The following is a 24844-nucleotide window of genomic DNA, read 5'->3' as shown; positions in this document are numbered from 1 at the left end:
ACCTCCTACGGCCGGGCGTCGTCCGGGTCGGGCACCGCGTTGTCCGACGGGGCGTCGCTGCGGCCGTAGTGGTGCGTCGTGAACATGTAGACCAGCCCGGCGAGCACCACGATGCCGCCGCTGAGCAGCACGATCCAGTTGTCGTACCAGGCGGCTTCGGGGGTGCGGGGCCAGGCGATGTTGACGATGGCGAAGATCCCGTAGGCGAGCGCCCCGAAGTTGACGACCATGCCCCAGCGGCCGAGCCGGTACTCGCCGCTCGGCTTCCACCCCTTGAGGCGGGCCCGCAGCGCGGCCAGGACGACCATCTGGAACGACGCGTAGATGCCGAGGATCGCGAAGGACACGATCTTCGTCAGGGCGTTCTCCGAGATCAGCGAGCCGACGGCGATCAGCGCGGGCAGGACCGCCGCGATCAGCAGCGCGTACGGGGGGACCGCGCGCGCCTCCGAGAACTTCCGCAGCACCCGGTGCCCGATGATCATCTCGTCGCGGGCGTAGGAGTAGATCAGCCGCCCGGCCGCGGCCTGGAGGCTGATGGTGCAGGACAGGAACGAGATGAGCACGACGGCCATCACCGTCCGCGCGCCCGCCTCACCGAGGGCGTCGAAGAGGACCCTGACCACCGGATCGGTGTCCTCCCCGGAGATCACCGCCCGGTAGTCGACGACGGCGAGGAGCAGCGTCAGACAGGTGAACGTCGCCGCCGCCCCGCCCACGTAGATGGTGCGGCGCATCGCCTTGGGGATCACCTTGCCGGGGTGCTTGACCTCCTCGGCGACGTCCCCGCACGCCTCGAAACCGTAGTACTGGTAGAAGCCGATGATCGCCGCGCCGAGGAAGACCGGCAGGTAGGAGCCGTCACCGGCCGCGCCGAAGTCGTCGAAGAGAACGCCGAGGCCGTGGAAGCGGTGCGTGGTCAGCAGGATGATGCCGACGACGAGCGCACCGAGCAGCTCCGCGCTGAAGCCGATAAGGGCAGCCCACGAAAGGGCCTTCGTGCCCGCGTAGTTGATGAGCACGGAGATCACGATCAGCGCGATCGTGCAGAGCACGGTGGTGTGCACGGTGGGATCGAAGCCGAGCAGGATCGCGATGTAGGGCCCGGCGCCGTACGCGACGCTGGTGATCGTGACGAGCAGCGCCCACATGTAGACCCAGCCGGTCATCCACGCCCAGCGCTTGCCCCACAGCCGCCGCGCCCACGGGTAGACGCCGCCCGCGACCGGGTACTGCGCGACGACCTCGCCGAAGACCAGCGCCACGAGGAACTGCCCGCAGCCCGCCATGACGAAGGCCCAGATCATCGGGGGCCCGCCGTCGGCGAGCGCCGTGCCGAAGAGGGTGTACGTGCTCACCACGGGCGAGAGGTACGTGAAGCCGAGGGCGAAGTTCGCCCACGGTCCCATGTCCTTGCGGAACTCCGACTTCTCTTCCCCGGGAGCCGTCTGCCCGGCGGCGTCCGGTGGGCCGGGGGCGGTCACTGGACGGGTCCTTCCCCGGCGGCCTGCCCCGGAGCTGGGCGGGCCATGATGAGGTCCGCCGCGCGTTCGGCGGCGAGCAGCACGGTGACCATCGGGTTGATGGACGGCATGGTCGGGAAGATCGACGCGTCCACGATGCGCAGCCCGTCGTGCCCGCGCAGCCGCAGCTGCGGGTCGACCACCGCCATCGGGTCGTCCTCGGCGCCCATCCGGCAGGTGCCCGCCGGGTGGTAGACGGTGTGCGCGGCCCGCCGCCCGTACTCCGACAGGTCCGCGTCCGACGTGACGTCCGGCCCCGGCGCCACCTCGCGCAGCAGCCAGTCGCTGAGCGGAGCCGTGGCCGCCACCTCGCGGGCGATCCGCAGCCCGTCGAGGATCGTGCGCTCGTCGTGCCCCTCCGGATCGGTGAAGTACCGGAAGTCCAGGGCGGGCTTGACGGTCGGATCCGAGCTGCGCAGCCACATGCGGCCGATGGAGCGGGCGCGCGGCACGTTCGGCGTCATGCAGACGCCGTGCTCGGGGACGGGGTAGCCGAGACGTTCCGTGTTGACGGTGAACGGCACCTGGTAGAAGTGGAACATCAGGTCGGGCCGCGGGCCGCCCGCCTCGTCCCTGCGCAGGAAGAGACCGGCGTCGGAGTCCATCGCCGAGTTCGGCGGCAGCGGGCCGCGGGTCTCCCACACCATCACCGACTCGGGGTGGTCGAGCAGGTTCTCGCCGATCCCCGGCAGGTCCGCGTGGACCTCGATGCCCAGGTCGCGCAGCTGGTCGGCGGGGCCGATGCCGGAGAGCATGAGCAGCCGCGGCGTGTCGATGGCCCCGGCGCAGAGCAGTACCTCCGCCTCGGCCTCCAGCGTCGACACCGACCCGTCGGGGTTGCGCACCTGCACCCGGGTGAAGCGCCCCTCCTCGTCCTGCAACAGGCGGTACGCCCAGGTCTCCAGACGCAGCGTCAGGTTCGGCCGGTCCATGATCGGATGCAGATACGCGACCGACGCCGATGACCGGTTGTTGGTCTGCGGGTCGTACGCGAGCGAGAAGAAACCGGCGCCGTCGGTGAAGGGACGGGCGTTGAAGTCCTCGACGACGGGGACGCCGAGCCGGGTGGCCGCCGCCGTGACGAAGTCCTGGGCGATGGCGTTACGGTCGGCGGCGCCGACGGGCACGATGGTGTTCTGCAGCCGCGACCGGTACGGCAGGATCGTCTCGGGACCCCACCCCTCGCAGCCGCTCGCCACCCACTCGTCGAGGTCCTGCGGGAACGGCAGGAAGCTGATCAGGGTGTTGTGCGAGGAGCAGCCGCCGAGCACCCGGGCCCGCGAGTGCAGGATGTGGGAGTTGCCGTTCGGCTGCTCCTCGGTGGTGTAGCCGTAGTCCAGCTCGCCGCCGAGCAGGTTGATCCAGTTGCGGAGCTTCAGGACGCGGTCGTCGCCGACGTCGCTGGGCCCGCCCTCCACCACGCACACCCGGGAGGCCGGGTCCTCGCTCAGCCGGGCGGCCAGTACGGAGCCCGCCGTACCGCCGCCGATGACCAGGTAGTCGTAGGTCGTCGTCTCGTCGTCCATGCCGTCGCCCTCTCTCTCGCCCCGCCTCGCCCTGTCCGCTCAGCCCTTGAACCAGCCGGAGGGGCCCGGCCGCAGGTTCTGGTAGATGTGCTTGGCCTCCTGGTACTCGCGCAGGCCGGTGGGCCCGAGCTCCCGGCCGAACCCGGAGCGGCCGAAGCCGCCCCACTCCGCCTGCGGCACGTACGGGTGGAAGTCGTTGATCCAGACCGTGCCGTGCCGCAGCCGGGCCGCGACCCGCTGGGCGCGGCTCGCGTCGCTCGTCCAGACGCCGCCCGCCAGGCCGTACCGCGTGTCGTTGGCCAGCTCCACGGCCTCGTCCTCGGAGCGGAACCGCTCCACCGTGACCACCGGGCCGAAGACCTCCTCCTGCACGATCCGCATGGAACGGTCGCAGTCGGCGTAGATCGTCGGCAGCAGGAAGAAGCCGCGCGACAGCTCGGGGTCGTCCGGGCGGCGGCCGCCGCAGACGAGACGGGCACCCTCGTCGCGGGCGATCTCCAGATAGCTTTCGACCTTCTCGCGGTGCTCCGCCGAGCTGAGCGGCCCGCTCTCGGTCTGCGGGTCCATGCCGTTGCCGAGCCGGATGGCGCTCGCACGGGCGGCGAGCCGCTCCACGAACCGGTCGTGCAGGGAGTCTTCCACCAAGAGCCGCGACCCGGCCGAGCAGACCTGCCCCGAGTGCAGGAACGACGCCTCCAGGGCGTGGTCGACGGCGGCCTCGAAGTCGCAGTCCGCGAAGACCACGTTCGGGTTCTTGCCCCCGAGCTCCAGCGCGAGGTTCTTCACGCCCGGCGCGCACGCCTCCATGATCCGGCGCCCGGTGGCGAGACCGCCGGTGAAGGAGACCAGGTCCACGTCGGAGTGCGCGGACATGGCCGCGCCGACGGTGGCACCCGGGCCGAGGACGAGGTTCGCGACGCCGGCCGGAGCACCCGCCTCGGCGATCAGCCGCATCATGTGGATCGTGGAGAGCGGCGTCGTCTCGCTCGGCTTCAGCACGAAGGTGTTGCCCGCGGCCAGCGCGGGAGCGACCTTCCAGGAGGCCTGGAGCAGCGGGTAGTTCCACGGCGCGATCAGCGCGCAGACCCCGATCGGGTGGTACGTGACCCGGCTCAGCACGTCCGGGCCGACGTCCACGACCCGGCCGCCGTCCTTGTCGGCGATCTCGGCGAAGTAGCGGAACGCGTTCGACACGTCCTCGACGTCGATCCGCGCCTCGGCGAGCGTCTTGCCCGTGTCGAGCGACTCGACGTGCGCGATCTCCTCCTGGTCCCGCAGCAGGAACCGCGCCACCCTCAGCAGCACGTCGGCCCGCTCCCGGGTGGGCGCGGCCGGCCAGTCACCGCGGTCGAAGGCGCGCCGGGCGGCCTGTACGGCGAGGTCGACATCCGTCTCGTCGGCGTCGTCGACCTGCTGGATGACGGAGGCGTCGAACGGATTGACCACCTCCCGCCGCCCGCCCTGGACGGCCCCGGTCCACTCGCCGTCGACAAACAGTTCCGGCATCGTGGGCTCCCTAGCTCTCGTCCTCGTCAGGTGCCGAGGTCACCCACCGGCACGCACACCGGGCACCAACATCGTCCGATCGGCGCGCACCGGCCACGGGGACGCACCGGCCGGGGGAGGGTTGGCCGCAGATGTGACCTGGTTGGGCTAGGGAGAGAGCCCGGCGGGTCGGGGCTAGGCGACCCCGCCCAGCAGTACGGAGATACGATCCGCCGGAACCGGCCGGGAGTAGAGCCACCCCTGCCCCGTGTCGCACCCGATCCGCCGCAGCCGCGCCGCCTGCGCCGCGGTCTCCACGCACTCCGCGGTCACCGTCAGCCCCAGCCGGTGCGCGAGCTGCACCATCGCCTCGACGATGACCTCGTCGGCGGGGTTGGTGTGCTGCTCGCCCTCCTCGTACTGGAATCCCCGTACGAAGGAACCGTCCAGCTTCAGGACGGAGACCGGGAGCCGGCTCAGGTACGCGAGGTTCGAGTACCCCGTGCCGAAGTCGTCGATGGCGATCCGCACGCCCATGTCGCTGAGCGCCTGCAAGGCCTGGAGCGGCCGCCCGGCCGATCCCATGACGGCGGACTCGGTGAGTTCAAGCTGCAACAGGTGGGCGGAGAGGCCGGTCTCGGTGAGGATCTCCGCGACGTCGGCGACCAGGTCCGAGTCCCACACCTGACGCACGGCCACGTTGACGCTGACGAAGACCGGGTCACGGTCGGGGTGGTCGAGCTGCCAGCGCCGGGCCTGCCGGCAGGCGCTCCGCAGCACCCAGCGGCCGAGCTGCACGATCGACCCGTCCTCTTCCGCCAATCCGATGAACCGATTCGGCGTGAGGAGGCCGAACTGCGGATGCTGCCACCGCACCAGCGCCTCGACGCCGTGCAGACCCTCGTCGTCGAGCCCCACCAGCGGCTGGTACTCCAGGACGAACTCGTCGCGGTCCACGGCGGGCCGCAGCGAGCTGGAGAGCGCCTGGCGGGTCATGCGGTGGGCGTTGCGCTCGGGGTCGAAGAGGGTCCAGCGGGCCTTGCCGTCCGTCTTCGCCCAGTACAGCGTGGTGTCGGCGGCCTGCATGAGCCCCGTCGTGGTGGTGCCCGCGGCGCGCCGCTCGACGACGCCGATGGACGCGGAGACGGCGAGCCGCTGCCCGGACAGGTCGAACGGTTCCTGGAGCGCCCGCAACGTCGTCTCGGCGAGGTCCGCCAGCTGGTCCGTGCCGGTCGAGTCCTCCACGAGCAGCGCGAACTCGTCGCCGCCGAGCCGGGCGACGAGGGGCGCCGCCGCCCTGCCGTACCCGGCGCGGTCGGCGCAGCGCGTGAGCCGCTCCGCGACGGCGGCGAGCAGCCGGTCCCCGACCCGGTGGCCGAGGGTGTCGTTGACCGCCTTGAACCCGTCGAGGTCGAGGTAGCAGAGCCCGATCCGGCCGGTGCTCGTGTCGTCGTACGTCCCCGCTTCGAGGGCGGACGCGAGGCGCTCGAAGAAGAGGTTCCTGTTGGGCAGCCGGGTCACCGGGTCGTGCATCTGCACATGGCGCAGGCGGGCCTGGAGTTCGCGGCGCGCGCTGATGTCGGCGGCGGCGAGGAGGACGGTGCCGCCGTCGTTCCTGCCACCGCCCCCCGGCATCGGCGAGACCGTGACCTGCACCCACAGGGAGTGCCCGTCGGGGTGCTTCAGGCGCCGGGTGCAGCGCAGCCGGGCCTGCCGGCCGCGGAGCACCTCGAGGTACGTGTGCCAGGTGCGGGCGTCGGACGCCAGGTCGATCAGGTCGGCGGCGACCCGGCCCGCGAGCGCGCCGGGGGCCTCGCCGAACAGATCGGCCAGCGCGTCGTTGGCGCTGACGACGAAGCCCTCGCCGTCGACGACCGCGAGGGCCAATGGGGCGGCCGCGAAGGCGGCGCGGTAGTCGGACCGCTCCTTTCGGCGACGCTCCGTGACATCGGGGCGGGTCCGGCCGGGTGCTGTGGCCGTGGGGGTGGGCCCTTCGGACGTTCCGTTCACCGCTTGCTCCCGCAGTGCAGTTTGTTCTCGAACAGGTCTCGTCGGGCGGCGGGCAGGTGGCGGGTGGTGGTGTGGGGACCGGGCCCGCGCAGGAAAGTGTGCCGATCATAGAGGTTGGCCCGATGACCGTTCCAGCCGTGCCGCCCGGCCGGACCGGGCCCGCCGCCGTCGGCAGATCGTTTCTGCTCGGCACTGAACTGCTTCCGTTACGACCCGATCGCTTGTGACGTTCCGTGAGCGGTCGGAGTGTCGTCCCCCGGCCGCGTACTCACTCGGAAGGGCCAGACAAACAGGGCGAAGGTCAACAAAGCGTCACAAGGTGGGTGGGGTGTCCCGCATTCCGCACCCGGAGGTCGACGTGCCGCGTCAGCTCCCCTATTGGGGACTCACCCGTGGAGGGGAGAAATCCCGCCTGCGCAGCACCGCCGCCTTCATCACCTCACTGTCCGCGCTGGCCGCCACCTCACTCGTCGCGGGCCCCGCCACCGCCGAGTCCACCGCGGGACCGTGCGCCCTGCGCCGCACCGCCGCGCACCACTCGGAGGGCCTCGACACCTGGAACACCGCCTACCCGCGCCCGTCCAGGACCCTGGACGCGGCGCTGGTGTTCCTGTCCTTCCCGGACTCCCCGCCGCTGACCACCCCCGGGGAACTGGCCGCCGACCACTTCCCCGCCACCAGCCGCTTCTTCGAAAGCGCCTCGTACGGCAAGTTCACGCTCGCCCCGCACCCGCAGCGCGAGTGGGTCGGAATGCCGCACGACTCCCTCTCGTACGCCATACAGCGCGACTGGAACCCCAAGCGCCGCGCCGCCTACCTGCGCGACGCGGTGGCCGCGGCCGACCCGCACGTGGACTTCTCGCGGTACGACATCGTGTACTTCATCGCCGACCCGGACGCGCCCGGCGTCGACTCGGACGCCACGAAGGTGGTCAACTTCGACCGGCCGATGCGGGCCGACGGCACGGAGCTCCGGCGCATCGTCACCGTCTTCGAACGGCACCCCCCGGACCGCAACGTGCTGGCCCACGAGACGGGCCACGTCTTCGACCTCCCCGACCTGTACCACCGGCCCACCGACGGCAAGGGCGACTGGGACACCCACGTCGGCGACTGGGACGTCATGGGCAGCCAGTTCGGTCTCGCCCCCGACCTCTTCGGCTGGCACAAGTGGAAGCTGGGCTGGCTGGAGCCGCGGCAGGTGCGGTGCGTGGGCGCGGGGACGGAGCGGCTGACCCTGGAACCGCTGTCGGCGGCCCCGGCGCCCGGCGCCCTCGGCGGCACCAGGCTCGCGGTCGTCCGCACGGGCCGGGACGCGGTGCTCGCCCTGGAGGCCCGCGGCCCCGTGGGCAACGACCACGCCACGTGCACGGAGGGCGTGCTCCTCTACGAGGTGCGCAACGGCACGGCGTCGGGCAGCGGCCCCGTCGAGGTCGTCGACGCCCACCCGGAGACCGAGTCCTGCTGGGGGGACTCGGTCTATCCCCAGCTGGCGGACGCTCCGGTACGGGTCGGCGAGAGCTTCACGGTGCCGGGCCACGGAGTGCGCGTGGAGGTGGTGGGGCGGACGGCCTCGGGCGCGTGGACGGTGAACGTCACGACGGGCTGAAGTCCGGCCGCACACGTGAGAAGCCCCCCGCTTCCGCGAGGGGCTTCTCACCGTCTGTGCGCCGCCAGGGACTCGAACCCCGGACCCGCTGATTAAGAGTCAGCTGCTCTAACCAACTGAGCTAGCGGCGCCTGCTGACGTCGTAGACCTTAGCACTCTGATCGCCGCCAGGAAAAATCGATACGCGGGCGGCCGGGTCGGTGCAGGACCCCGCCCCGGGCCGCCCGCACGCAGGCCCACAGGAACACGTCGGGGCCCGGCAGCCAGGGATGACGGGTGCCCGGGGCCACCAGCCAGCGGGATCCGAGACGCCCGCCGGACGGGGCCCGCGGGTCGGCGACGGCCGCGAGGGGCGGCACGGTGACCGCGTCGCCCGTGCCGTGACAGAGCACGGGCGGGACCGCGGAGCTGCCCCACTCCTCCCACTCCAGGAGGGCGGGCAGGCGCTGGGCGGTACCGGGGGAGGCGAAGAGCAGCACGCGGCCGCGGTGCGCGGCGACCGGGCCGGAGCCCGGACCCTCCTCCCACAACCGGTCGAGCATCCGGCGGCCGAAGACCGCGGGGACGCTCACCACGTCGAACGCGGAACCGCAGGGAAGCACGGCCGGGGCGGCGGGCCGGCTCCGCCAGAGGGCGAGAGCGCTGCGCGGATACGTTTCGGCGGAGGCAAGCCAGGCGGCGCCCTCGTCGGTGACGTCACAGGCGCCGTGGGTGACATCACAGGCGCCGTGAAGGGGAGTGCTGCGCGTACTGCTCATACCAGGTACGTCTACCGAAGGCGAGGTCTCAGTCTCCGGGACTTCCCGGAAACGGGGACAGCGAGGGGGGTGGGGGAGTACCTTGCCTGGGCGCATATGCCACGCGACCTTGATCGCATGGCCGGCCGGATCCGGCGCGACCACGCCTCAGCGCTTCTCGATCCCGCCCCGCATCAGATCCCGGCCGAACTCCACCATCTTCTTCGCGTAGTCCTCGGTCCACTCCGCCCGCTCCGCGATCAGCGCGGGCGTCAGCCGGTCGAAGCGGCGCGGGTCGGCGAGCTGGGCGGCCGCCACGGCCTGGAACTCGACGGACCGGTCCGTCGCGGCGCGGAACGCGTGCGTCAGCTCGGTGGCGCGGTCCAGGAGCTCCCGCGGGTCCTCGATCGACTCCAGGTCGAAGAAATGCTCCGGATCGGCCGTCGCTTCCGCCGGCTCGAAGAGCAGCGGCGCGGGCCGCATGCGCTGCTCGGCGCGCTGTTCGGTGCGCTGTTCGGTCCGGGCCCGCTCGGGCTCCGCCATGGTTGTTCCTCCTCGTACGGTGCGCGCCGTCCGTCCGGTGCCGGCCGACTCCTATTCTCCCTTGCCGCGCAAGTGGGCCGCCGGGGGCTGCGTGGGGGCGCGCCCGGCCTGCGGCGGGCCGCGGACGCGTCTGCCGGGTTCTCGGCGGGTGCGGCTGCGTGTGTTCTGTGGTTGCTCGCGCAGTTCCTCGCGCCCCTGACGGGGGCCCAGAGTGTGTTGCGGGGTGCTGTGTAGGGGCGCGGGGAACTGCGCGCTCAGCCCGTGGCGGGCCGCAGACGCGTATGCGGGGATCTCGGCAGACGCGGCTGCGGGTGTTCTGTGGTTGCTCGCGCAGTTCCTCGCGCCCCTGACGGGGGCCCAGCGTGTGCTGCGGGGTGCTGTGCAGGGGCGCGGGGAACTGCGCGCTCAGCCCGTGGCGGGCCGCAGACGCGTATGCGGAGATCGCGGCAGACGCGGCTGCGGGTGTTTTGTGGTTGCTCGCGCAGTTCCTCGCGCCCCTGAGGGGGCCGCGGGTGTGTTGCGGGGTGCTGTGTAGGGGCGCGGGGAACTGCGCGCTCAGCCCCTGGCGGGCCGCAGACGCGTACGCGGGGATCTCGGCAGACGCGGCTGCGGCGGGTTCGGGGGGCGGCCTAACGGGGCCACGTCACCCGGTGCTCCGCGAGGCGTGCGAGCACCGCATGGTTCGCCTCCCAGCCGTCGGGGAACTTGACCGTGACCCCGAGCTGGACCGGCTCCGTGGACGGGTGATCGTCGAGGAGGGCGCTGACGCCCGCGCGGCAGACGACGATGCAGGCGTGCCGGTGGCGGGAGGCCAGGACGCAGAGGCGTCCCGTCTCCAGGTGGAACGCCGTGGCGTCGGGGCGGCCCGAGAGCGGGTGCAGGACGACCGTCACGTCGTACTCCCGGCCCTGGAGGCGATTGGCCGTGTCCACCGTGACGTCGGGGACGCCGAGGCCCGCGAGGGCGGCGCGGACCGCCGCGGCCTGGTCGCGATGCGCGGTGCCGACGGCGATCCGGTCGGCGGTGAGCGGGGCGGGGCCGGGCCCGCGCTCGGAGGTCGCCGCGCCGCCCCGGTCCAGGAGGCGGCGGACGACCTGCGCCAGCGCGTGAACGGCCTCCGGATCCGTGCGCGGCGTGTTCCGCGCGGGCAGCTCCAGCAGGCCCCACCCGGACTCCGCCGCCTCGTCGATCACTCGGTCCGGGGCCGAACCGTCCGACGGCACCGCGAAGTTCAGCACCCGGTCCCCGTACCCCGTACCGCTGCGGAACGGCGTGTACGGGTAGAACGCGTCCGAGACGAGCGGCGCCGCCGACGCGGGCAGCCGCCAGGACACCGGCAGGCGGTGCTGCGGCAGCTCCGGATTGTGGGCGAGCAGCGTCGTCACGGCGGACGCCGACGGGTCGTACGACAGACCCGCCCACTGCTCCGCGCCGACGATGGAGAACGGGTCCAACTGCCCCGGATCGCCCACGAACAGCGCCCGTTCGAAGAGCCCCGCCACGGCGAGCAGCGCGTCCGACCGCATCTGGTACGCCTCGTCGACGATCGCGTGCCCCCACGGCGCGTCGAGCTGGTCGGCCTTGACGTGCGCCCACTTCGCGGCCGTCGAGATGACGATGTCGAGGCCCGCCAGCTCTCCCGCCTTCGTCGACTTGCGGACGTTCGCCAGGTCGTCGAGCGCCTTGTCGTACGGGTCGGGGTCGCTGCTGTGCAGACGGCCGACCGGAAGCTCCGGGTCCTTCTCGGCGAGGCGCAGGACCAGGTCGTCCACCTGCGCGTTCGTCTGCGCGATGACCATCAGGGGGCGGCCCGCCGCGGCCAGTTCGCGGGCCGCGCGGACCACGAGTGTCGACTTTCCGGCGCCGGGCGGGGAGTCGACGACGACGCCGCGGTGGGTGCCGTGCAGCGTGTCATGGAGGATCGCCTCCGTGGCGCGCGCGGCCTCGGCGCCGGGATCGAAGGTGCCACCCGCGGGCGGGGCGAGCTGCATCACAGGGTGTCCTCCGCGGTCACGGGATCGGGACTCTCCGCGGCGTCCGACGGCGGACCGCCGTGGGTCCACGGGGTGGCTTCCGGGTCGGGCAGCTTGGGCCCGCCGCGCTGCTCGTGCTCGAAGAGGGTCCAGCAGATCCGGTCGCCCTTCTGGGGAACGGAGCCGGACTCGGGCTCCTTGCCGCGCCCCATCTTGTCGGTGATGCGCAGCACGACGGCCTCCTTGCCGCCCCCGCTCTCGCTCTCGTACGCCACGAACTCCGCGGTCTGCGGCTTGTCCCCGAGCGCGCGGTACACCTTCGTGCGCTCGCCGAGGTGCGGGTGGTCCTCCGTGCGGACGGTGACCAGGGGGCGCGGCCGCGGGCTCTTCCCTTCGCTGTACGCCATGACGACCTCCGTCACCTCGCCGACGAAGGCCTCGCCCGCGAGGCGGCGGCCCGCCATGACCAGCGGGTCGTCGAGGGCCTCCTGGGCGTCCAGGCGGGCCTGCTCGCGCTCGCGCGTCGCCAGTTTGTTCGCCGCGGTGACCGCGTCGTCGACGCGCGGCTGCGGTGGCTCGCCCGCCGTCACCCGGTCGCGGTGGCCGGTGAACGACCAGCGGTCGCGGGTCCACCGGTCGGCGGCGTGCGCGGCCTCGGGGAGCGTGCACAGGACGTCGAGGCCGCGCCACACGGCGTCCCAGGTGGGCCGGGTCCTGCTGTCGATCAGTGCGTGGATCTCCCGCTCGGCGGCGGTCAGGAGCGCGAGCCGCTGGTCCGCCTCGACCCCGTCCTCGGCGGCCGCCAGGGCGGTGCGGGCGCGGTCGTAGCGCTCGATGGCGGGGGCCAGCAGGTCGTTGTCGAACGCGGGGTCGGTGGCGGGGCCGGCGGGCGGACACAGCAGCTGGCCGTCCTTGTCCCGGGCCAGCTCGGCGCGGAGCGCGGCCTCGGCGCCCGAGGTGCCCTCCGGGGCCTCGATCCAGGCGAGCAGGGCGCCCAGGTGCTGGTCCTCCAGGCTGGACTGGCCCGTCGCCCAGTGCCGGGAGAGCAGCTCGGTCATGGCGACGAGCAGGGACGACCCGGGGACGCGGGCGCGCTCCCCGAAGTGCGTCAGCCAGCGGCCGAAGAGGGGGACGCGGGGCGGGGCGGGGTAGGGCGCGTCGGGGTCCTGCTCGGCGGTCCGGCGAAAGCGCATGGAACGGCCGAGGAGCCGGACGAACTCGATGCCCGCACGGCTCGGCACGATCAGCTGCGGCGCGTCGGTGCAGAGCTCGACCTCCACCTTGACCCGCTTGCCGGTCTCCGGATCGGTCTCGTTGCGCTCGGCGGCCTCGACGTCCTGCGCGAAGCTGTCCACGTACGGCAGGACGATCTCGGCGAGCTCGGCGAGGAACGCGAAGCGGAGGTCGCGGTCCCGGGGCTGCGGCACGACGAGCAGCCGCGGCGACGTACGCTCCGTCCCGACCAGCGCCCCGAGCGGAGCCCCGGCCTCACCCGCAGTGATGAGCGGAACCACCACGAGCGGCCGCTGAGAAACATGCCGGTGCCGAACAGTGGCCCGAGCCTGAGCCCGCCCCGACCTGACCGCCTCCAGCCGCCCAAGACTGTCGATCAACGACACGGTAGCCCCCTCTCAGGCTGCGGATCATAACCACCGAACACCGCCCGGGCCCGAAACCCGCGCCCGCCCGCCCCAGCGCCGCCGGGCCTGCGCCCACCAGCCTCGCCACGCGACCCACCGCCGTGGGGCCTGACGCCACCAGAACCGGCAGCGCCCGCCCAGCTTTCCGGCTCGCGACCGCCTGCCTCGTTGCCGCCCCGCCTGCGGTCGCCGGGCTTGCCCGGCTGAGCGTCGCCGGGCCCGGCGCCACCGGACCGGCCGCGCGGCCCGCCGCTCCCCTCCAGACCGCAGCGCAGCGAGCCGTCCCCGCCACCCGACCCCGGCACCCGCCGGGGAAAGGGCGGGCGGGTGGGGAGGTGACGTCCCGGCGACAGGGCGGCGCTCAGCACGGGGCACCGCCCAAGGCGCCCCCGCCGGCAACCGCCTCGGAGCGCAGCCGAGCCGCCCTCCGCAGCGCCGCCACCGCCGGGTCGTCCGGGTCGCCCGTCGTGCCCGTGGCCGCGGCGAGGACCTCGCCGATGGTGGTCAGGCCGCCGAGTTCGCCGCGGATGGAGCGGCCCAGGGAGGTCACCTCGCCGGTCGCGCGGGCGCGGTCGCGGCAGTGGAAGGCGAGCTCGCAGGTGGACAGGCACTCGGGGGCGTACGTCGCGGGGACCGCTTCGACCGCTGCCGTCAGCTCCTCCGCGGGGCGTCGTACGTCGAAGGTCGTGCCTTCCGGGAGCTCCGCCGCGATGTCCTCGACGCGGGTGAGGCGGGCCAGCTGGCGGCGGGTCACCGACAGCTGTTTGCGGACGTCGATCGCGGAGGCCGTCGGCAGGTTCGAGAAGTCCTTGGGGCAGACCAGGAGGACGTGGTGCCGGACGGAGGGCGCCGGCTCCATGCGCTCCGCCACCCGCTCCAGCGCCAGCGCGTACACCGCGGACTGGCGCGCGGCCGCGCCCACCTTCGCCGCGTCCGCCGCACCGTCGATCATCGGGAAGGACTTGATCTCGACGACTGTCCAGCTGCCGTCGGGGTGGACCACCACCGCGTCCGGCTCCAGGAAGGCCGGTGTCCCCGCGACGTCGAGGACCAGCATGGGATGGTCGAGGAGCGTCCAGCCGCCCGCACCGGTGGCCTCCCGCAGCGCGAGCGCCGTCCGGGCCGCGCGGCCCTCGGGGCCCGCCGCCGACAGGTCGGGGACGGCCGACTCACCCGGCACCGGCTCCGGACCGCCGCCCACGCGCGCGTGCGTCAGGCGCAGCAGCTCCGCGCCGCCGTCGGCCTTGACCCGCGCCTCGAAGGCATTGCCCCGCATGAACGCGAACTGGGACTGGCCGAACCCCGAGGGGGAGCCGAGGGACTGGGCGAGCGCCGTCTTGTCGACGCCCGCGCCGTCGAGCAGCGCGCGCCGCCTGCACCCCGGGTTGGCCGCGAGCGCGGCCAGCGCCCGGGCGTCCAGCGGCCGCGCGGGAAGGTCCGCGCCGCGCAGCTCAGCGAGCCTTCCCCACACTCTCGGCAGCGCCCGAGTAGGGGAGGTCCCAGTCCGGGGCGTCTTCCCCCGCGTCGGCGGGTCGGTCGACGTCTGCGGGGCGGGCACTCGACTCGGCGCCGGCGACGACACTCTGCTTGCGCTGTCGGGGAATTCGCTCACCCGTCGAAGTCTGGCATCCGGCACTGACAATCGAGGGCTCTGTGGCGGACGAGGTCGCCGAGGGCCGAAGGAAACGGGCCCGCAGCCGGTTCATCACGGGTTCCGAGAGCCGCTGCACGGGCCGCACGAGCAGCAGCCCGACACCCATCACCGCGGCGCCCGCGAGCGCGTCGAAGAGGTAGTGGTTGGCGGTGCCCATCACCACGATCGTGGTGATGAGGGGGTAGGCGACGGCGGCCACCTTGGTCAGCGGCGTGCGCCCGCACCGCCACAGCATCACGCCGCACCACAGCGCCCACCCCACGTGCAGGCTGGGCATCGCCGCGTACTGGTTGGTCATCCCGCCGAGCCCGCGGGGCGCGCTCGCCTCGCCGCCCCACCAGCCGTAGGTGCTGTACTGCGCCATGGTGTCGACGAATCCGTACCCCTTGCTGAGCAGCCGGGGCGGGCAGGTCGGCAGGAGCGTGAAGCCGATCAGGCCGATCATGGTGGAGATCATCAGCCACGCGCGTGCGGCGCGATAGCGGACCGCCCGGCTGCGGAACAGCCAGACCAGGACGGCGGGCGTCACGAGGTAGTGCAGTGAGGCGTACCAGAAGTCCGCGGGGACGCCGATCCAGGCGTTGGCGGTGAAGAGACGGTTCAGCGGGGTCTCGGCGTCGATGCGCAGGAACTGCTCGGCCTTCAGGATCCCCACGCCGTGGTCGATCGCGCTGGCGACATCGCCTCGGACGATCAGCCGGCCCGCCGAGTACGCGGCGTACACCAGGACGATCAGCGGCAGCTCCGTCCACCAGCGCAGCCGGGGCCCGGTTATGCCCATGGGGCCCGGCACGTCGGTCTTCGGCATCCGATAGATCCCCCATCGTCTCTGTTCACGCGGCGGATGCCGCGGCCACACTTTACGGCGTACGCGAAGGCCGTCGAGGTGTGTCCCCGGCCGTCTAAGACGCAGAGATCGGCGACCGGGTTGCCCGGCCGGGCGGGGGCTGGATCACAGGTGGGTGATGATGGAGGGGGCAGGCGCGCCCTGTCCGTAAAAAGCATCAAAAGTGCCGTCGGCGCTCATGGCCCGACGGACATGTGTACGACTTGGAGAGATCCCATGGCCCCCCGCATCCTGCTGGCCCGGCACGGACAGACGGAATGGTCCCTGTCCGGGAAGCACACCGGCAGGACCGACATCCCCCTCCTGGAGGAGGGCCGACGCGGCGCCAAGCTGCTCGGCGAGCGGCTGCACCGCGCGCCCTACGAAGGCCTCCCGGACGTGGAGGTGCGCACCAGCCCGCTCTCCCGCGCGCGGGAGACCTGCGAGATCGCCGGCTTCGGAGACCGCGCCACCACCTGGGACGCGCTCATGGAGTTCGACTACGGGGCGTACGACGGCATGACCCCCGCCGACATCCAGGCGATCCGGCCCGGCTGGCTCATCTGGCGCGACGGCGTCCCCGAGGGCGAGACGCTGGAGCAGGTCGCCGCGCGCGCGGACGAGGTCGTGGAGTGGGCGAGGAGCGCCGACCGCGACGTGCTGGTCTTCGCGCACGGCCACATCCTGCGGGTCATCGGCGCGCGCTGGCTCGGCCTCGGCATCGAGTTCGCCGCCCGCATCCGCCTCAACCCGACGTCCCTGTCGGTGCTCGGCTGGGCCTACGGAGAGCCCGCCGTCGAGTCGTGGAACGAGACGGGCCACCTGGCGTAGCGCTTGACGGCCGGTGCTCAGACCGCGCGCGGCAGGCCGGCGTGCTTCTCCAGGAAGTCGCTCACCCCCGAGGTGCTGCGGTGCGGCAGGAGCACCCGCGCCGTCGTGGCGAGCATCGACTGGATGCGCGAGGACTGCACCTCGCCGAGGAGCGCGAGGACTTCGAGCCCGGCCGCGGCGGCCTCGTCGGGGCGGCCCGCGCGGGCCAGGTCGTCGGCGAGCTCGGCGGTGTAGAGCGCGATGTTCCGGGTGAACTGCGGGGTCTGCGAGGAGGCGGTGTCCGCGGCGAGCCGGGCGTGCCCGGTGGCCCGCTCCCACTCGCCGAGGGCCGACCAGCACTGCGCCTCCAGGCCCGCAAGCTCGGCGGGGCCGTAGAAGCTCATCCACTCCGGGTCCTCGGCGCGGGCCCCGCGGTCGAAGAGGCTGTGGGCGCGGGCCAGCGCCTGCTCGCAGCCCGACCGGTCGCCGAGCCCCGCCCAGCCCCCGGCCTCCCGCAGCGCGATGAGCGAGAGCAGCCGGTGCGAGCCGAGGTGGCGGGCGGCGCGGGTGGCCGCCTGGGCCGCCCGCACCGCCTCGCGGGGCCGTCCCGCGTCGCGCGCGAGGAAGGCCGTGTTGCAGAAGGCGTGTGCCTCCAAAGCCGCGTCTCCGGAGACGCGGGCCGTCGCGAGGGCCTCCGCGTAGTGCGAGCGGGCGTCGTCGAAGCGGCCCGAGTCGTGAGCCAGCCAGCCGACGGAGATCGCCAGCTCACCGGCGCCCGCGTGCAGCCGGTCCGAGGTGGCCTGCCGGGTGGTGGTCCCCGCGTCGAGCAGGGTGTAGGCGGTGCGCAGCGGGGCGGCCGCGCGCCGGTAGAGCCCGTCGGCGCCGTGCCGGTCGTCGAGCAGCCTGATCTTGCGCACGGCCTCCTCGACCGCAACGGCCTCGGCGTCACCGACCCTGCGGCCGCGCAGGGTGGCGGCCTCTGCCGGACCGCCCAGGGTGAGGCCGATGGGCCCCAGGGCGGTGGCCACGGTGGCCGTGGAGCCGGTCATGAACGCGCGACGCCGCACGTCGCTCTCCTCGGGGATCTGGACCGCGTACGGATCGCAGGCGCGGGGACCGGACCCGGACGGCTGGGACTCGTACGACTGGATCGTGGTCGGTTCTTCGGTGCGTGCCGCCCGTCCGCGCACCAGTGCGCGGGGGGCGAACCCCAGGTCCGTCAGCGTCCGGCCCGGGAACATGTGGAGGAACACCCGCTCGTACGCGTAGTTGGGGCAGCGGATCTCGCCCGCCTCCACGCGCCCGATGTAGCGGGCGTCGCAGCTGACCCGCTCGCCGATCTCGCGGGCGGAGCGTCGGACGGCCGCCGCGAACTCGCCGGGTGAGCGCTGTCCGCGGAGCTGTCGGAATGCGAGGTTCGGTCGTGGGGACTGAGTTGACGATGCCATCGGTGACGACGCCATGGCCGGACCCTCTCGTGCGGATCGTGCCGGACCGTGCACACGTTCGCGCACTGGACGCCGTACCCGCGCTCCGGATCTCGCGGGCCTGCCCTGTTCCGGCGGAGCACGAACGTACCGGCTGTCATGGGTACGCCACGCGGTGTTTGGCTACAAACCGGATATCTCACCCGGGATCCGCCATGAACTGCCATCCTTTGCGGCGGCGTGCCGCAGTGCCTGTTGACGCTTTCCCGCGTTGAACCATGAGGAGCGGGAGCCGGGCGGCTGCCGCACTGGCGAGGAGGGGTTTCCTTGTTGGAGATCGGCATGGAGAACGGCGACTCCCGTACGGGCAACGGCACGCCCCCGGCGTCACTGACGACGGCGCGGCACCGGCCCACCCAGGACCGCAGCGCTCCGCCCCCCGGCCCGGCACCCTGCGAGGACGAGTGCTGCGACCTCGTGACGGTGCCCGCCAGGCAGGGCCTCGAGGCGGTCGACATCCTGCGCCGCGGCGCGGGCGACACGATCGGCCCGGTGCTGCACGACGGCGGCTGCGACACCCTCGGCTTCCTCGTGCCGCCGGGCACCGCCGACTGCTGGGACCTGCCGGGCAGCGCCTGTACGCAGACCTTCGGACGCGGCACGAGCGTGTACACGGGCCCCGGCACCGGACAGCCGGGCCCCGCCGAGCCCGTCATCCCCGACCCGCCCGTCGCGGGCACCGGCTGGCTGCTCCCGCCGGGCAACGAGACGGACCCCGTCACCGACCCGGCCGTCCTGCGCGCCGCACTCGGCCAGGCCGCCCGCACGATCGAAGCAGCCGACAACTGCCGCTGAGCCCAGCTCCCGCCCCCGCCCGCCGGCAGGCCGCGCCCTCCCCGTGGACGGATAATGGCCGGATGGCTAGGAACAAGCGGGCCCGGGAAGCGCGGGAGGCGGTCGTCGAGAAAGTGGACGGCGGGCTCGCCGAAATCATGCCGGACCGGGACAGGCCGCGCGCCTGGACGCTGCTCGTGGACGGCGCCCCGCAGTCCCACGTCGACCTCGAGGACCCCGCGTACCTCGACTTCGAGTACCAGCGCAGGATCGGCCACATCGCCGACCTCGTCGCCCCGCCCGGCAAACCGGTCCACGCCGTGCACCTCGGCGGCGGCGCCTTCACCCTCGCCCGCTACATAGCCGCGACCCGCCCCCGCTCCACCCAGCAGGTGGTCGAGCGCGACACCGCCCTCGTACAACTCGTCCGGCGAGAGCTGCCCTTGGTCCCGCAGAGTCGCATACGGGTGCGCGGCACCGACGCACGCGAGGGCCTGGCCAAGATCGCCGACGGCTGGGCGGACCTCGTCATAGCCGACGTCTTCAGCGGGGCACGTACCCCCGCCCACCTCACCAGCACGGAATTCCTCACCGACGTACGCAGGGTCCTGAAGCCCGGCGGCTACTACACCGCCAACCTCGCCGACGGCCCGCCACTCGCCCACCTGCGCGGCCAGCTCGCCACCGCCGCCGTGCTCTTCCCCGAACTCGCCCTCGCCGCCGACCCCGCCGTGCTCCGCGGCAAACGCTTCGGCAACGCCGTGCTGCTCGCCTCCGACCGGGAACTGCCCGTCGCCGAGCTCACCCGGCGCTGCGCGGGCGACCCGCACCCCGGCAGGGTCGAACACGGGCGCGGGCTCAGGGACTTCGGCGGCGGAGCGGCGGCCGTCACCGACGAAGGCGCGGTCGCCTCGCCGGCGCCACCGCCGTCGGTCTTCCGCTGACGCCGGCCCTTCCCGGGGCCCGCGAGGGTCAGGACTTGTCGATCTCCACGCGTGGCGCCGTGTCGTGCCACGTGCAGAACACCGAGACCCGGGCCGCGCCCCCAATAAACTCCACGCGGATCCATTTGTCCTGCTTCCACGTCTGCACCGACCAGCCCGCCGCCGGTGTCGCCGAGACCAGCGTCGCGGAGTCCTTGCCGAGGTCGAAGACGACTCGGCCGCCGTCGGTGCTGTAGCTCTTCACCGTGCCGGTGCCCGAGCTGGTGGGCGGGGGCGGCGAGGGCTTGCGGGAGGACGTTCCGGACGGTTCGCCGGACTTCGGTGGCTTCGGTGTGTTCGGCGATGCCTTCGGTGAATTCCCCGGCTTGCGGGACTTGTCGGGCTTCTTGGCCGACGCGGACTCGGGGCGGTGCGTCGAGGACGACAGCGGCTCCGCGCGGCCCGCGCCGCCGTCGTCGCCCGCCAGGGGCAGGGCGCGCGGCGGGTCGTAGGCCGTGCCCGCCATCACCGTGTGGACGCCCCACCAGGACAGCGTGACCGCCGCGCCCGTGGCGAGCGACCAGGCGATTCCGTGTACGAGTCCTCTGCGCATCGCGGGCCATACTGCACCACGCGTCGCGCGTCCGTCCCCTGGGGGAGGGGGCACCCGTGGGCGGGACCGCGTTCCCCCGTATGGCGTACGGTGCCGCCCATGGCAAGTGTGCTCGTCGTCGAGGATGACCAGTTCGTACGCTCCGCCCTCATCCGGCATCTGACCGAGGCAGCGCACACCGTGCGCAGCGTCGGCACCGCCCTGGAGGCGCTGCGTGAGGTCGCCCATTTCCGCTTTGACGTGGTGATCCTGGATCTCGGCCTGCCCGACCTCGACGGGTCGGAGGCGCTGAAGATGCTCCGCGGCATCACGGACGTCCCCGTGATCATCGCGACCGCGCGGGACGACGAGACGGAGATCGTGCGGCTCCTGAACGACGGCGCCGACGACTACCTCACCAAGCCGTTCTCCGTCGAGCACCTCTCCGCGCGCATGGCCGCCGTGCTGCGCCGCGCGCGCGTCCCGGCCGGCGAGGCACCGCCCGGCAACGTGCTCCAGGTCGGCGGGCTCTCCATCGATCCGCTGCGCCGCCAGGCCGAGTTGGACGGGGCGCGGCTCGACCTGACCCGCCGCGAGTTCGACCTGCTCGCCTTCCTCGCCGGGCGCCCCGGTGTCGTCGTGCCGCGCAAGGAACTGCTCGCCGAGGTGTGGCAGCAGTCGTACGGCGACGACCAGACCATCGACGTACACCTGTCGTGGCTGCGGCGGAAGCTGGGCGAGACGGCCGCCCGGCCGCGTTACCTCCACACCCTGCGCGGGGTCGGCGTGAAGCTGGAGCCGCCGCTGCCGGAGCCCGCGCCGTGAGATGGGCCCTCGTCAAGGTCTGCCTGGCCGTCACGACGATGGTCGTGGTGGCCTTCGCGGTGCCGCTCGGTCTCGTCGTCAAGGAGATGGCCAGGGACCGCGCCATCTCGAACGCGGAACGGCACGGCGCGGGCATGGGCCCCACGCTCTCCATCACCACCGACCGCGAGGAGCTCACCCGGGCCGTCGCCTCGTCCGAGGCGGGCGGCGACGGCCGGATGGCCGTGTACGTGCCGGCCGTCGACGGCGCCGAGGCCTTCGAGGTCGGCGACCCGCGCGCCGGGTCGCGGGCCGTCGAGGCGACCCGCAAGGAGGGCCGGGCCAGGACCACCGGGGTGCCCGGCGGCTTCGTGGTGCTCCAGCCGACGGCGCTCAGTTCGGGCACGGCGGTCGTGGAGATTTACGTCCCCGAGGCCGAGGTCAGCAATGGTGTGACCACGGCGTGGCTGGTGCTCGCGGGCGTCGGCATCGCGCTCGTCATCGGCTCGGTGGCGGTCGCGGACCGGCTCGGCGTACGCATGGTCCAGCCCGCCAAGCGGCTGGTGGGCGCCGCGCACGACCTCGGCGAGGGGAAGCTGGGGGCGCGGGTGCCCGAGGAGGGGCCGAAGGAGCTGCGGCTCGCCGCCGTGGCGTTCAACTCGATGGCGGACCAGGTGGTGCGGCTCCTCGCCAACGAGCGGGAGCTGGCGGCCGACCTGTCGCACCGGCTGCGTACGCCGTTGACCGTGCTCCGGCTGAACGCGGCCTCGCTCGGCGAAGGACCCGCAGCGGAGCAGACCCGCACGGCGGTCGAGACGCTGGAGCGCGAGGTCGACACCATCATCCGCACCGCGCGCGACGCGAAGCCGCAGACCGCGACGGCCGGGCCAGGCGCGGGCTGCGACGCCGCCGAGGTGATCAGGGAGCGGATGGCGTTCTGGTCGGCGCTCGCCGAGGACGAGGGGCGCGAGGTGCGGGTGGCGGGCGTCGAGCGGCCGGTCCGCATCCCGGTGGCCCGCCCCGAACTGGTCGCCGCCCTCGACGCGCTGCTCGGCAACGTCTTCCGGCACACGCGCGAAGGCACCGCCTTCTCGGTGGACGTGCACAGCGGCGAGGACGCCGTGATCGTCCTCGTCTCCGACGCGGGCCCCGGCATCGCCGACCCGGAGGCCGCGCTCGCCAGGGGCGCGGGCTCCGGCGAGGACGGCTCCACGGGCCTGGGCCTCGACATCGTGCGCCGCCTCGCCGAGTCGACGGGCGGCGACGTCCGCATCGGCAGCTCCGTCCTCGGCGGCACGGAGGTCCGCATCTGGATCCAGCTGGACGCCCGCCGCCCGGGGGAGGGGCGGCGGGGCCACCGGGGAGCCGCCGTACGCGGCCGCAAGCGCGTCCCGGGCCCGAGCCGGACGGCGTGACGGCGTGATGGCGTGATGGCGGCCGGAGGTCGTTACTTCCTGGGGAACATCGCCTGACTGGCCGCGTCGACGAACGGCGCCGCCATGTTGACGAAGGCGGAGGCGCCCTGCTCGAACGGCGCGAGCGGGTTGACCGTGGACGATTTGGGGGCCGGGGGCTTGTGCCCGTCGGCGACGGCGGTCGCACCGCCCTGGAGGGCGAGCAGGGCCACGAGGAGGACGGCGGCACGGTGATACGTACGGAATCGCATGCCTGCTACAACGACGCGAATTCCCGCCGGTCACAGGGGTCGCTGTAAGTGTGATCTCAAGGTCACCACCACGGCGTGGGGTCAACGGGTCATTCTCCGCCATTCCTTCGGAGGACGTGACCGTTCCCCGGGCCTGCCTCATCGAATTCACGGCGCACGGTCCCAGATGATCGTGGATTCCCTCTACCATTCGCCGGAAGGTTTGTGTCGCCGTGAAAAACCGACTGTCCGAAGTGGAACTGCCGCCTCTTTTCTGTCCATTGGAATCCGCCGTGCACCCGCACGTGCGGCAGGTCCACGAACAGGCCGTGGAATGGATCGGCGACAGCGGCATGTGCGCGTCGGACCGGGAGAAGGCGTGGGTCGTGGCGACGCACAGCGCCGACTTCTTCGGCCGGTTCGCCCCGGTGGCCGACGACGAGCGGCTGCTGGCGGCGGCCCTCTGGGTGTACTGGGGCTTCGCCTTCGACGACGCCCGCTGCGACAGCGGGCCGCTCAGCAGCAGGCCCGCACAGTTCAACGCCCTGGCGGGACAGGTGCAGCGGGCCTGCGAGACCGGCACGGCGACGCCCGACGACCGGTACGCCGGCGCTCTGCAGGACATCATGCGCCGCTTCCGCTCCTTCGCGCCGCCCACGCAGGTCATCCGCTTCGTCCACGCCCACCGGGCGTGGCTGTCGGGGGTGGCCTGGCAGATCGGCAACCAGGCCGTGGGCCGGATGCCGGGTCTCGACGAGTTCCTGGTGATGCGGCTGCTGGCGGGGGGTGGCTTCCCCACGTTCGCGCTGCTGGAACTGGCCACCGGGGCGGAGGTTCCCGACCGGGAGATGCACCGGCCCGCCGTGCAGGCGCTGACCGAGATGGCGGTCATGGTGGCCTCCCTCGACAACGACCGGCACTCGCTGCACAAGGAGCTGGCCAAGGGGCAGGCGGACCAGAACATCTACACCGTCCTGATGGCCGAGCGCGACCTCCCGCTGCAAGAGGCCGTCCACCAGGCCAACGCGCTGCGCGACCGCATCCTGTGGCGGTTCCTGCAACTCCACGACCAGGTCAGGCCGACCGCCGGCGCGGACCTCGCGACGTACCTCCAGGGCCTGCGGTACGGACTGCGCGGCAACAACGAGTGGGGCATGCGGGTGCCCCGCTACCTCAGCCAGGGGCACTGGCCCGACGACATGGACGACGCGCTCCTGACGTACGCCGATGAGCCGTCCGACACCCGGCCCGGTCCGGTGGAGGGCGCGCCCGGCGTCGCCTGGTGGTGGCACGCCGATCTCGCCTGAGGTCAGCGCCCGGCGGCCAGGTCCAGCGTCCACCAGGGGCCGCCGGGGCCGTCCGCCACGCCCACGCCCGCGTCCGTGTAGTCGCAGGTCAGGACGATGGTCCGGTGTGACGGGCTGTCCATCCACATCGAGACGGCGCCCCTCGGGGTGCCGGGCCCGGCAGCGATGACCTCGCCGGCCGGTCCGGGGCGGTACCCGGCGTCCCGCATCCGGCCGGCCGGGCGGCTGCCGTCGGTCCCGGCGTGGCTGAGATGGTCGTGACGGGACATGTCGGCGCTGTGCCGCTGCGCGGCCCGGTTGAGGGCGTCGCGCAACCGTACGGGAGGGCAGCCGGCGTCGGCCCGGTGCCGGTTGACCGCGTCGACCATGTCGGCCGACGGGGACGCCGGGGGCACGGCCCACGCGGGCTGGGGGAGAGCCAGCAGCGCGGCGAGGAGTACGAAAGGCCGGGCGAGGGTCCTTCTGCTCGTTCCTGTCATGCCGCTCGTTCCTTTCATGGTTCCTTTTCGCTCATTCTATTTGATTTCTATTTGCTGCAATGGTGCGTGGGTCACGCTTTTCCCGCATTGTGTGACGCGCGTCGCCCCGCGGACCGCTAGGCTGAAATCGCCGATTCCCATTCCCCGTACGCACATCTCTTGCAGGAGGATTTTCATGTCATTGCGGTTTCGCCGTATGGCCGTCGTGTCATTCGCTGCCGTCGCGGTGATGGCGGGTGGCGTGACAGCGGCCGCCGCCTCGGCGCGGTCGGACCACAACCCGGTCTACCCGGGCCCCGAGGTCTCGGGCCCGTACGACCACGAGCCCCGCGACCACCACGACCACGACGACCGCGACCACCCCCTGCACGTCGGCCCGTTCGACGTCCCGCGGGACGGCACCGTCTCCAGTGGCTTCTCCTGGAGCCTGCGGGACTGACGTCCGCGACGGAGCGAGGGTGGGAGCCGTCCCCTGACGGCTCCCACCCTCTTCTCGT

At 73.0% G+C, this 24844-nt stretch carries 21 protein-coding genes, 1 tRNA gene and 1 pseudogene; 8 read left to right on the top strand and 15 right to left on the bottom strand.

Annotated features, from left to right (window positions below; translation table 11 throughout):
- Positions 1 to 5 precede the first annotated feature (5 nt).
- The 4 genes from ACI2L3_RS03180 to ACI2L3_RS03165 form a co-directional block, all read right to left on the bottom strand.
- Positions 6 to 1484 carry an APC family permease gene (locus ACI2L3_RS03180; RefSeq protein WP_404750548.1) on the bottom strand — a complete coding sequence of 493 codons (1479 nt, stop codon included), beginning with the start codon at positions 1482 to 1484 and terminating at the stop codon, positions 6 to 8.
- Positions 1481 to 3049: a GMC family oxidoreductase gene (locus tag ACI2L3_RS03175; protein WP_404750547.1), complete on the bottom strand. Its 1569-nt coding sequence runs from the start codon at positions 3047 to 3049 to the stop codon at positions 1481 to 1483. The genes ACI2L3_RS03180 and ACI2L3_RS03175 overlap by 4 nt, the downstream gene beginning before the upstream one ends.
- Positions 3050 to 3088: 39 nt before the next feature.
- Positions 3089 to 4555, bottom strand: coding sequence for an aldehyde dehydrogenase family protein (locus ACI2L3_RS03170; protein WP_404750546.1), 1467 nt, complete (start codon positions 4553 to 4555; stop codon positions 3089 to 3091).
- Between the two features lie 174 nt (positions 4556 to 4729).
- Complete coding sequence (locus ACI2L3_RS03165) at positions 4730 to 6544, bottom strand: putative bifunctional diguanylate cyclase/phosphodiesterase (RefSeq protein ID WP_404750545.1); 1815 nt, start codon at positions 6542 to 6544, stop codon at positions 4730 to 4732.
- A gap of 328 nt (positions 6545 to 6872) precedes the next feature.
- Between ACI2L3_RS03165 and ACI2L3_RS03160 the strand changes: the two genes are divergently transcribed.
- Positions 6873 to 8153 carry a M6 family metalloprotease domain-containing protein gene (locus tag ACI2L3_RS03160; protein WP_404750544.1) on the top strand — a complete coding sequence of 427 codons (1281 nt, stop codon included), beginning with the start codon at positions 6873 to 6875 and terminating at the stop codon, positions 8151 to 8153.
- Between the two features lie 57 nt (positions 8154 to 8210).
- On the opposite strand, the gene ACI2L3_RS03155 is transcribed toward ACI2L3_RS03160, so the two are convergent.
- The 7 genes and pseudogenes from ACI2L3_RS03155 to ACI2L3_RS03125 form a co-directional block, all read right to left on the bottom strand.
- Positions 8211 to 8284: transfer RNA gene (locus tag ACI2L3_RS03155), tRNA-Lys, on the bottom strand.
- Positions 8275 to 8911: pseudogene (locus ACI2L3_RS03150) on the bottom strand (bifunctional DNA primase/polymerase). The gene ACI2L3_RS03155 and the pseudogene ACI2L3_RS03150 overlap by 10 nt, the downstream one beginning before the upstream one ends.
- Positions 8912 to 9058: 147 nt before the next feature.
- Complete coding sequence (locus ACI2L3_RS03145) at positions 9059 to 9433, bottom strand: hypothetical protein (RefSeq protein ID WP_404750543.1); 375 nt, start codon at positions 9431 to 9433, stop codon at positions 9059 to 9061.
- 629 nt (positions 9434 to 10062) lie between these two features.
- Positions 10063 to 11424 (bottom strand): AAA domain-containing protein, encoded by a 1362-nt coding sequence (locus ACI2L3_RS03140; RefSeq protein ID WP_404750542.1) that lies wholly within the window; start codon positions 11422 to 11424, stop codon positions 10063 to 10065.
- On the bottom strand, positions 11424 to 13025 hold the full coding sequence (locus ACI2L3_RS03135; protein WP_404750541.1) for a hypothetical protein: 1602 nt from the start codon (positions 13023 to 13025) through the stop codon (positions 11424 to 11426). The genes ACI2L3_RS03140 and ACI2L3_RS03135 overlap by 1 nt, the downstream gene beginning before the upstream one ends.
- A gap of 382 nt (positions 13026 to 13407) precedes the next feature.
- Positions 13408 to 14526, bottom strand: coding sequence for a hypothetical protein (locus tag ACI2L3_RS03130; RefSeq protein ID WP_404750704.1), 1119 nt, complete (start codon positions 14524 to 14526; stop codon positions 13408 to 13410).
- Positions 14498 to 15508: a phosphatase PAP2 family protein gene (locus tag ACI2L3_RS03125; protein WP_404750540.1), complete on the bottom strand. Its 1011-nt coding sequence runs from the start codon at positions 15506 to 15508 to the stop codon at positions 14498 to 14500. The genes ACI2L3_RS03130 and ACI2L3_RS03125 overlap by 29 nt, the downstream gene beginning before the upstream one ends.
- A 255-nt stretch (positions 15509 to 15763) precedes the next feature.
- Here ACI2L3_RS03125 and ACI2L3_RS03120 point away from each other — a divergent pair, with 255 nt between their 5' ends.
- Complete coding sequence (locus ACI2L3_RS03120) at positions 15764 to 16357, top strand: histidine phosphatase family protein (RefSeq protein WP_404750539.1); 594 nt, start codon at positions 15764 to 15766, stop codon at positions 16355 to 16357.
- Between the two features lie 17 nt (positions 16358 to 16374).
- On the opposite strand, the gene ACI2L3_RS03115 is transcribed toward ACI2L3_RS03120, so the two are convergent.
- Complete coding sequence (locus ACI2L3_RS03115) at positions 16375 to 17799, bottom strand: tetratricopeptide repeat protein (protein ID WP_404750538.1); 1425 nt, start codon at positions 17797 to 17799, stop codon at positions 16375 to 16377.
- 291 nt (positions 17800 to 18090) lie between these two features.
- Here ACI2L3_RS03115 and ACI2L3_RS03110 point away from each other — a divergent pair, with 291 nt between their 5' ends.
- On the top strand, positions 18091 to 18618 hold the full coding sequence (locus ACI2L3_RS03110; RefSeq protein WP_404750537.1) for a hypothetical protein: 528 nt from the start codon (positions 18091 to 18093) through the stop codon (positions 18616 to 18618).
- A 62-nt stretch (positions 18619 to 18680) separates the two neighbouring features.
- Positions 18681 to 19541 carry a spermidine synthase gene (locus tag ACI2L3_RS03105; protein WP_404750536.1) on the top strand — a complete coding sequence of 287 codons (861 nt, stop codon included), beginning with the start codon at positions 18681 to 18683 and terminating at the stop codon, positions 19539 to 19541.
- 28 nt (positions 19542 to 19569) lie between these two features.
- Here ACI2L3_RS03105 and ACI2L3_RS03100 read toward each other — a convergent pair whose 3' ends face one another.
- Positions 19570 to 20133, bottom strand: coding sequence for a hypothetical protein (locus ACI2L3_RS03100; RefSeq protein WP_404750535.1), 564 nt, complete (start codon positions 20131 to 20133; stop codon positions 19570 to 19572).
- 99 nt (positions 20134 to 20232) lie between these two features.
- Here ACI2L3_RS03100 and ACI2L3_RS03095 point away from each other — a divergent pair, with 99 nt between their 5' ends.
- Complete coding sequence (locus ACI2L3_RS03095) at positions 20233 to 20937, top strand: response regulator transcription factor (protein ID WP_404750534.1); 705 nt, start codon at positions 20233 to 20235, stop codon at positions 20935 to 20937.
- Positions 20934 to 22331 carry a sensor histidine kinase gene (locus ACI2L3_RS03090; protein ID WP_404750533.1) on the top strand — a complete coding sequence of 466 codons (1398 nt, stop codon included), beginning with the start codon at positions 20934 to 20936 and terminating at the stop codon, positions 22329 to 22331. Before ACI2L3_RS03095 ends, ACI2L3_RS03090 begins: the two co-directional genes overlap by 4 nt.
- Positions 22332 to 22363: 32 nt before the next feature.
- On the opposite strand, the gene ACI2L3_RS03085 is transcribed toward ACI2L3_RS03090, so the two are convergent.
- A complete protein-coding gene (locus tag ACI2L3_RS03085) occupies positions 22364 to 22582 on the bottom strand; it encodes a hypothetical protein (RefSeq protein ID WP_404750532.1) in 219 nt (72 codons plus the stop codon).
- Between the two features lie 272 nt (positions 22583 to 22854).
- Here ACI2L3_RS03085 and ACI2L3_RS03080 point away from each other — a divergent pair, with 272 nt between their 5' ends.
- Positions 22855 to 23868 (top strand): hypothetical protein, encoded by a 1014-nt coding sequence (locus tag ACI2L3_RS03080; protein ID WP_404750531.1) that lies wholly within the window; start codon positions 22855 to 22857, stop codon positions 23866 to 23868.
- A gap of 2 nt (positions 23869 to 23870) precedes the next feature.
- Here the strand turns inward: ACI2L3_RS03080 and ACI2L3_RS03075 are convergent, their stop codons facing one another.
- Positions 23871 to 24347: a CAP domain-containing protein gene (locus tag ACI2L3_RS03075; protein ID WP_404750530.1), complete on the bottom strand. Its 477-nt coding sequence runs from the start codon at positions 24345 to 24347 to the stop codon at positions 23871 to 23873.
- Positions 24348 to 24543: 196 nt separating this feature from the next.
- Between ACI2L3_RS03075 and ACI2L3_RS03070 the strand changes: the two genes are divergently transcribed.
- Positions 24544 to 24786: a hypothetical protein gene (locus tag ACI2L3_RS03070; protein WP_404750529.1), complete on the top strand. Its 243-nt coding sequence runs from the start codon at positions 24544 to 24546 to the stop codon at positions 24784 to 24786.
- Positions 24787 to 24844: the final 58 nt, after the last annotated feature.

This window comes from Streptomyces sp. NPDC029674 (assembly GCF_044903205.1).
Lineage (GTDB): Bacteria > Actinomycetota > Actinomycetes > Streptomycetales > Streptomycetaceae > Streptomyces.
This window is presented reverse-complemented; position numbering and strand designations above follow the sequence as displayed.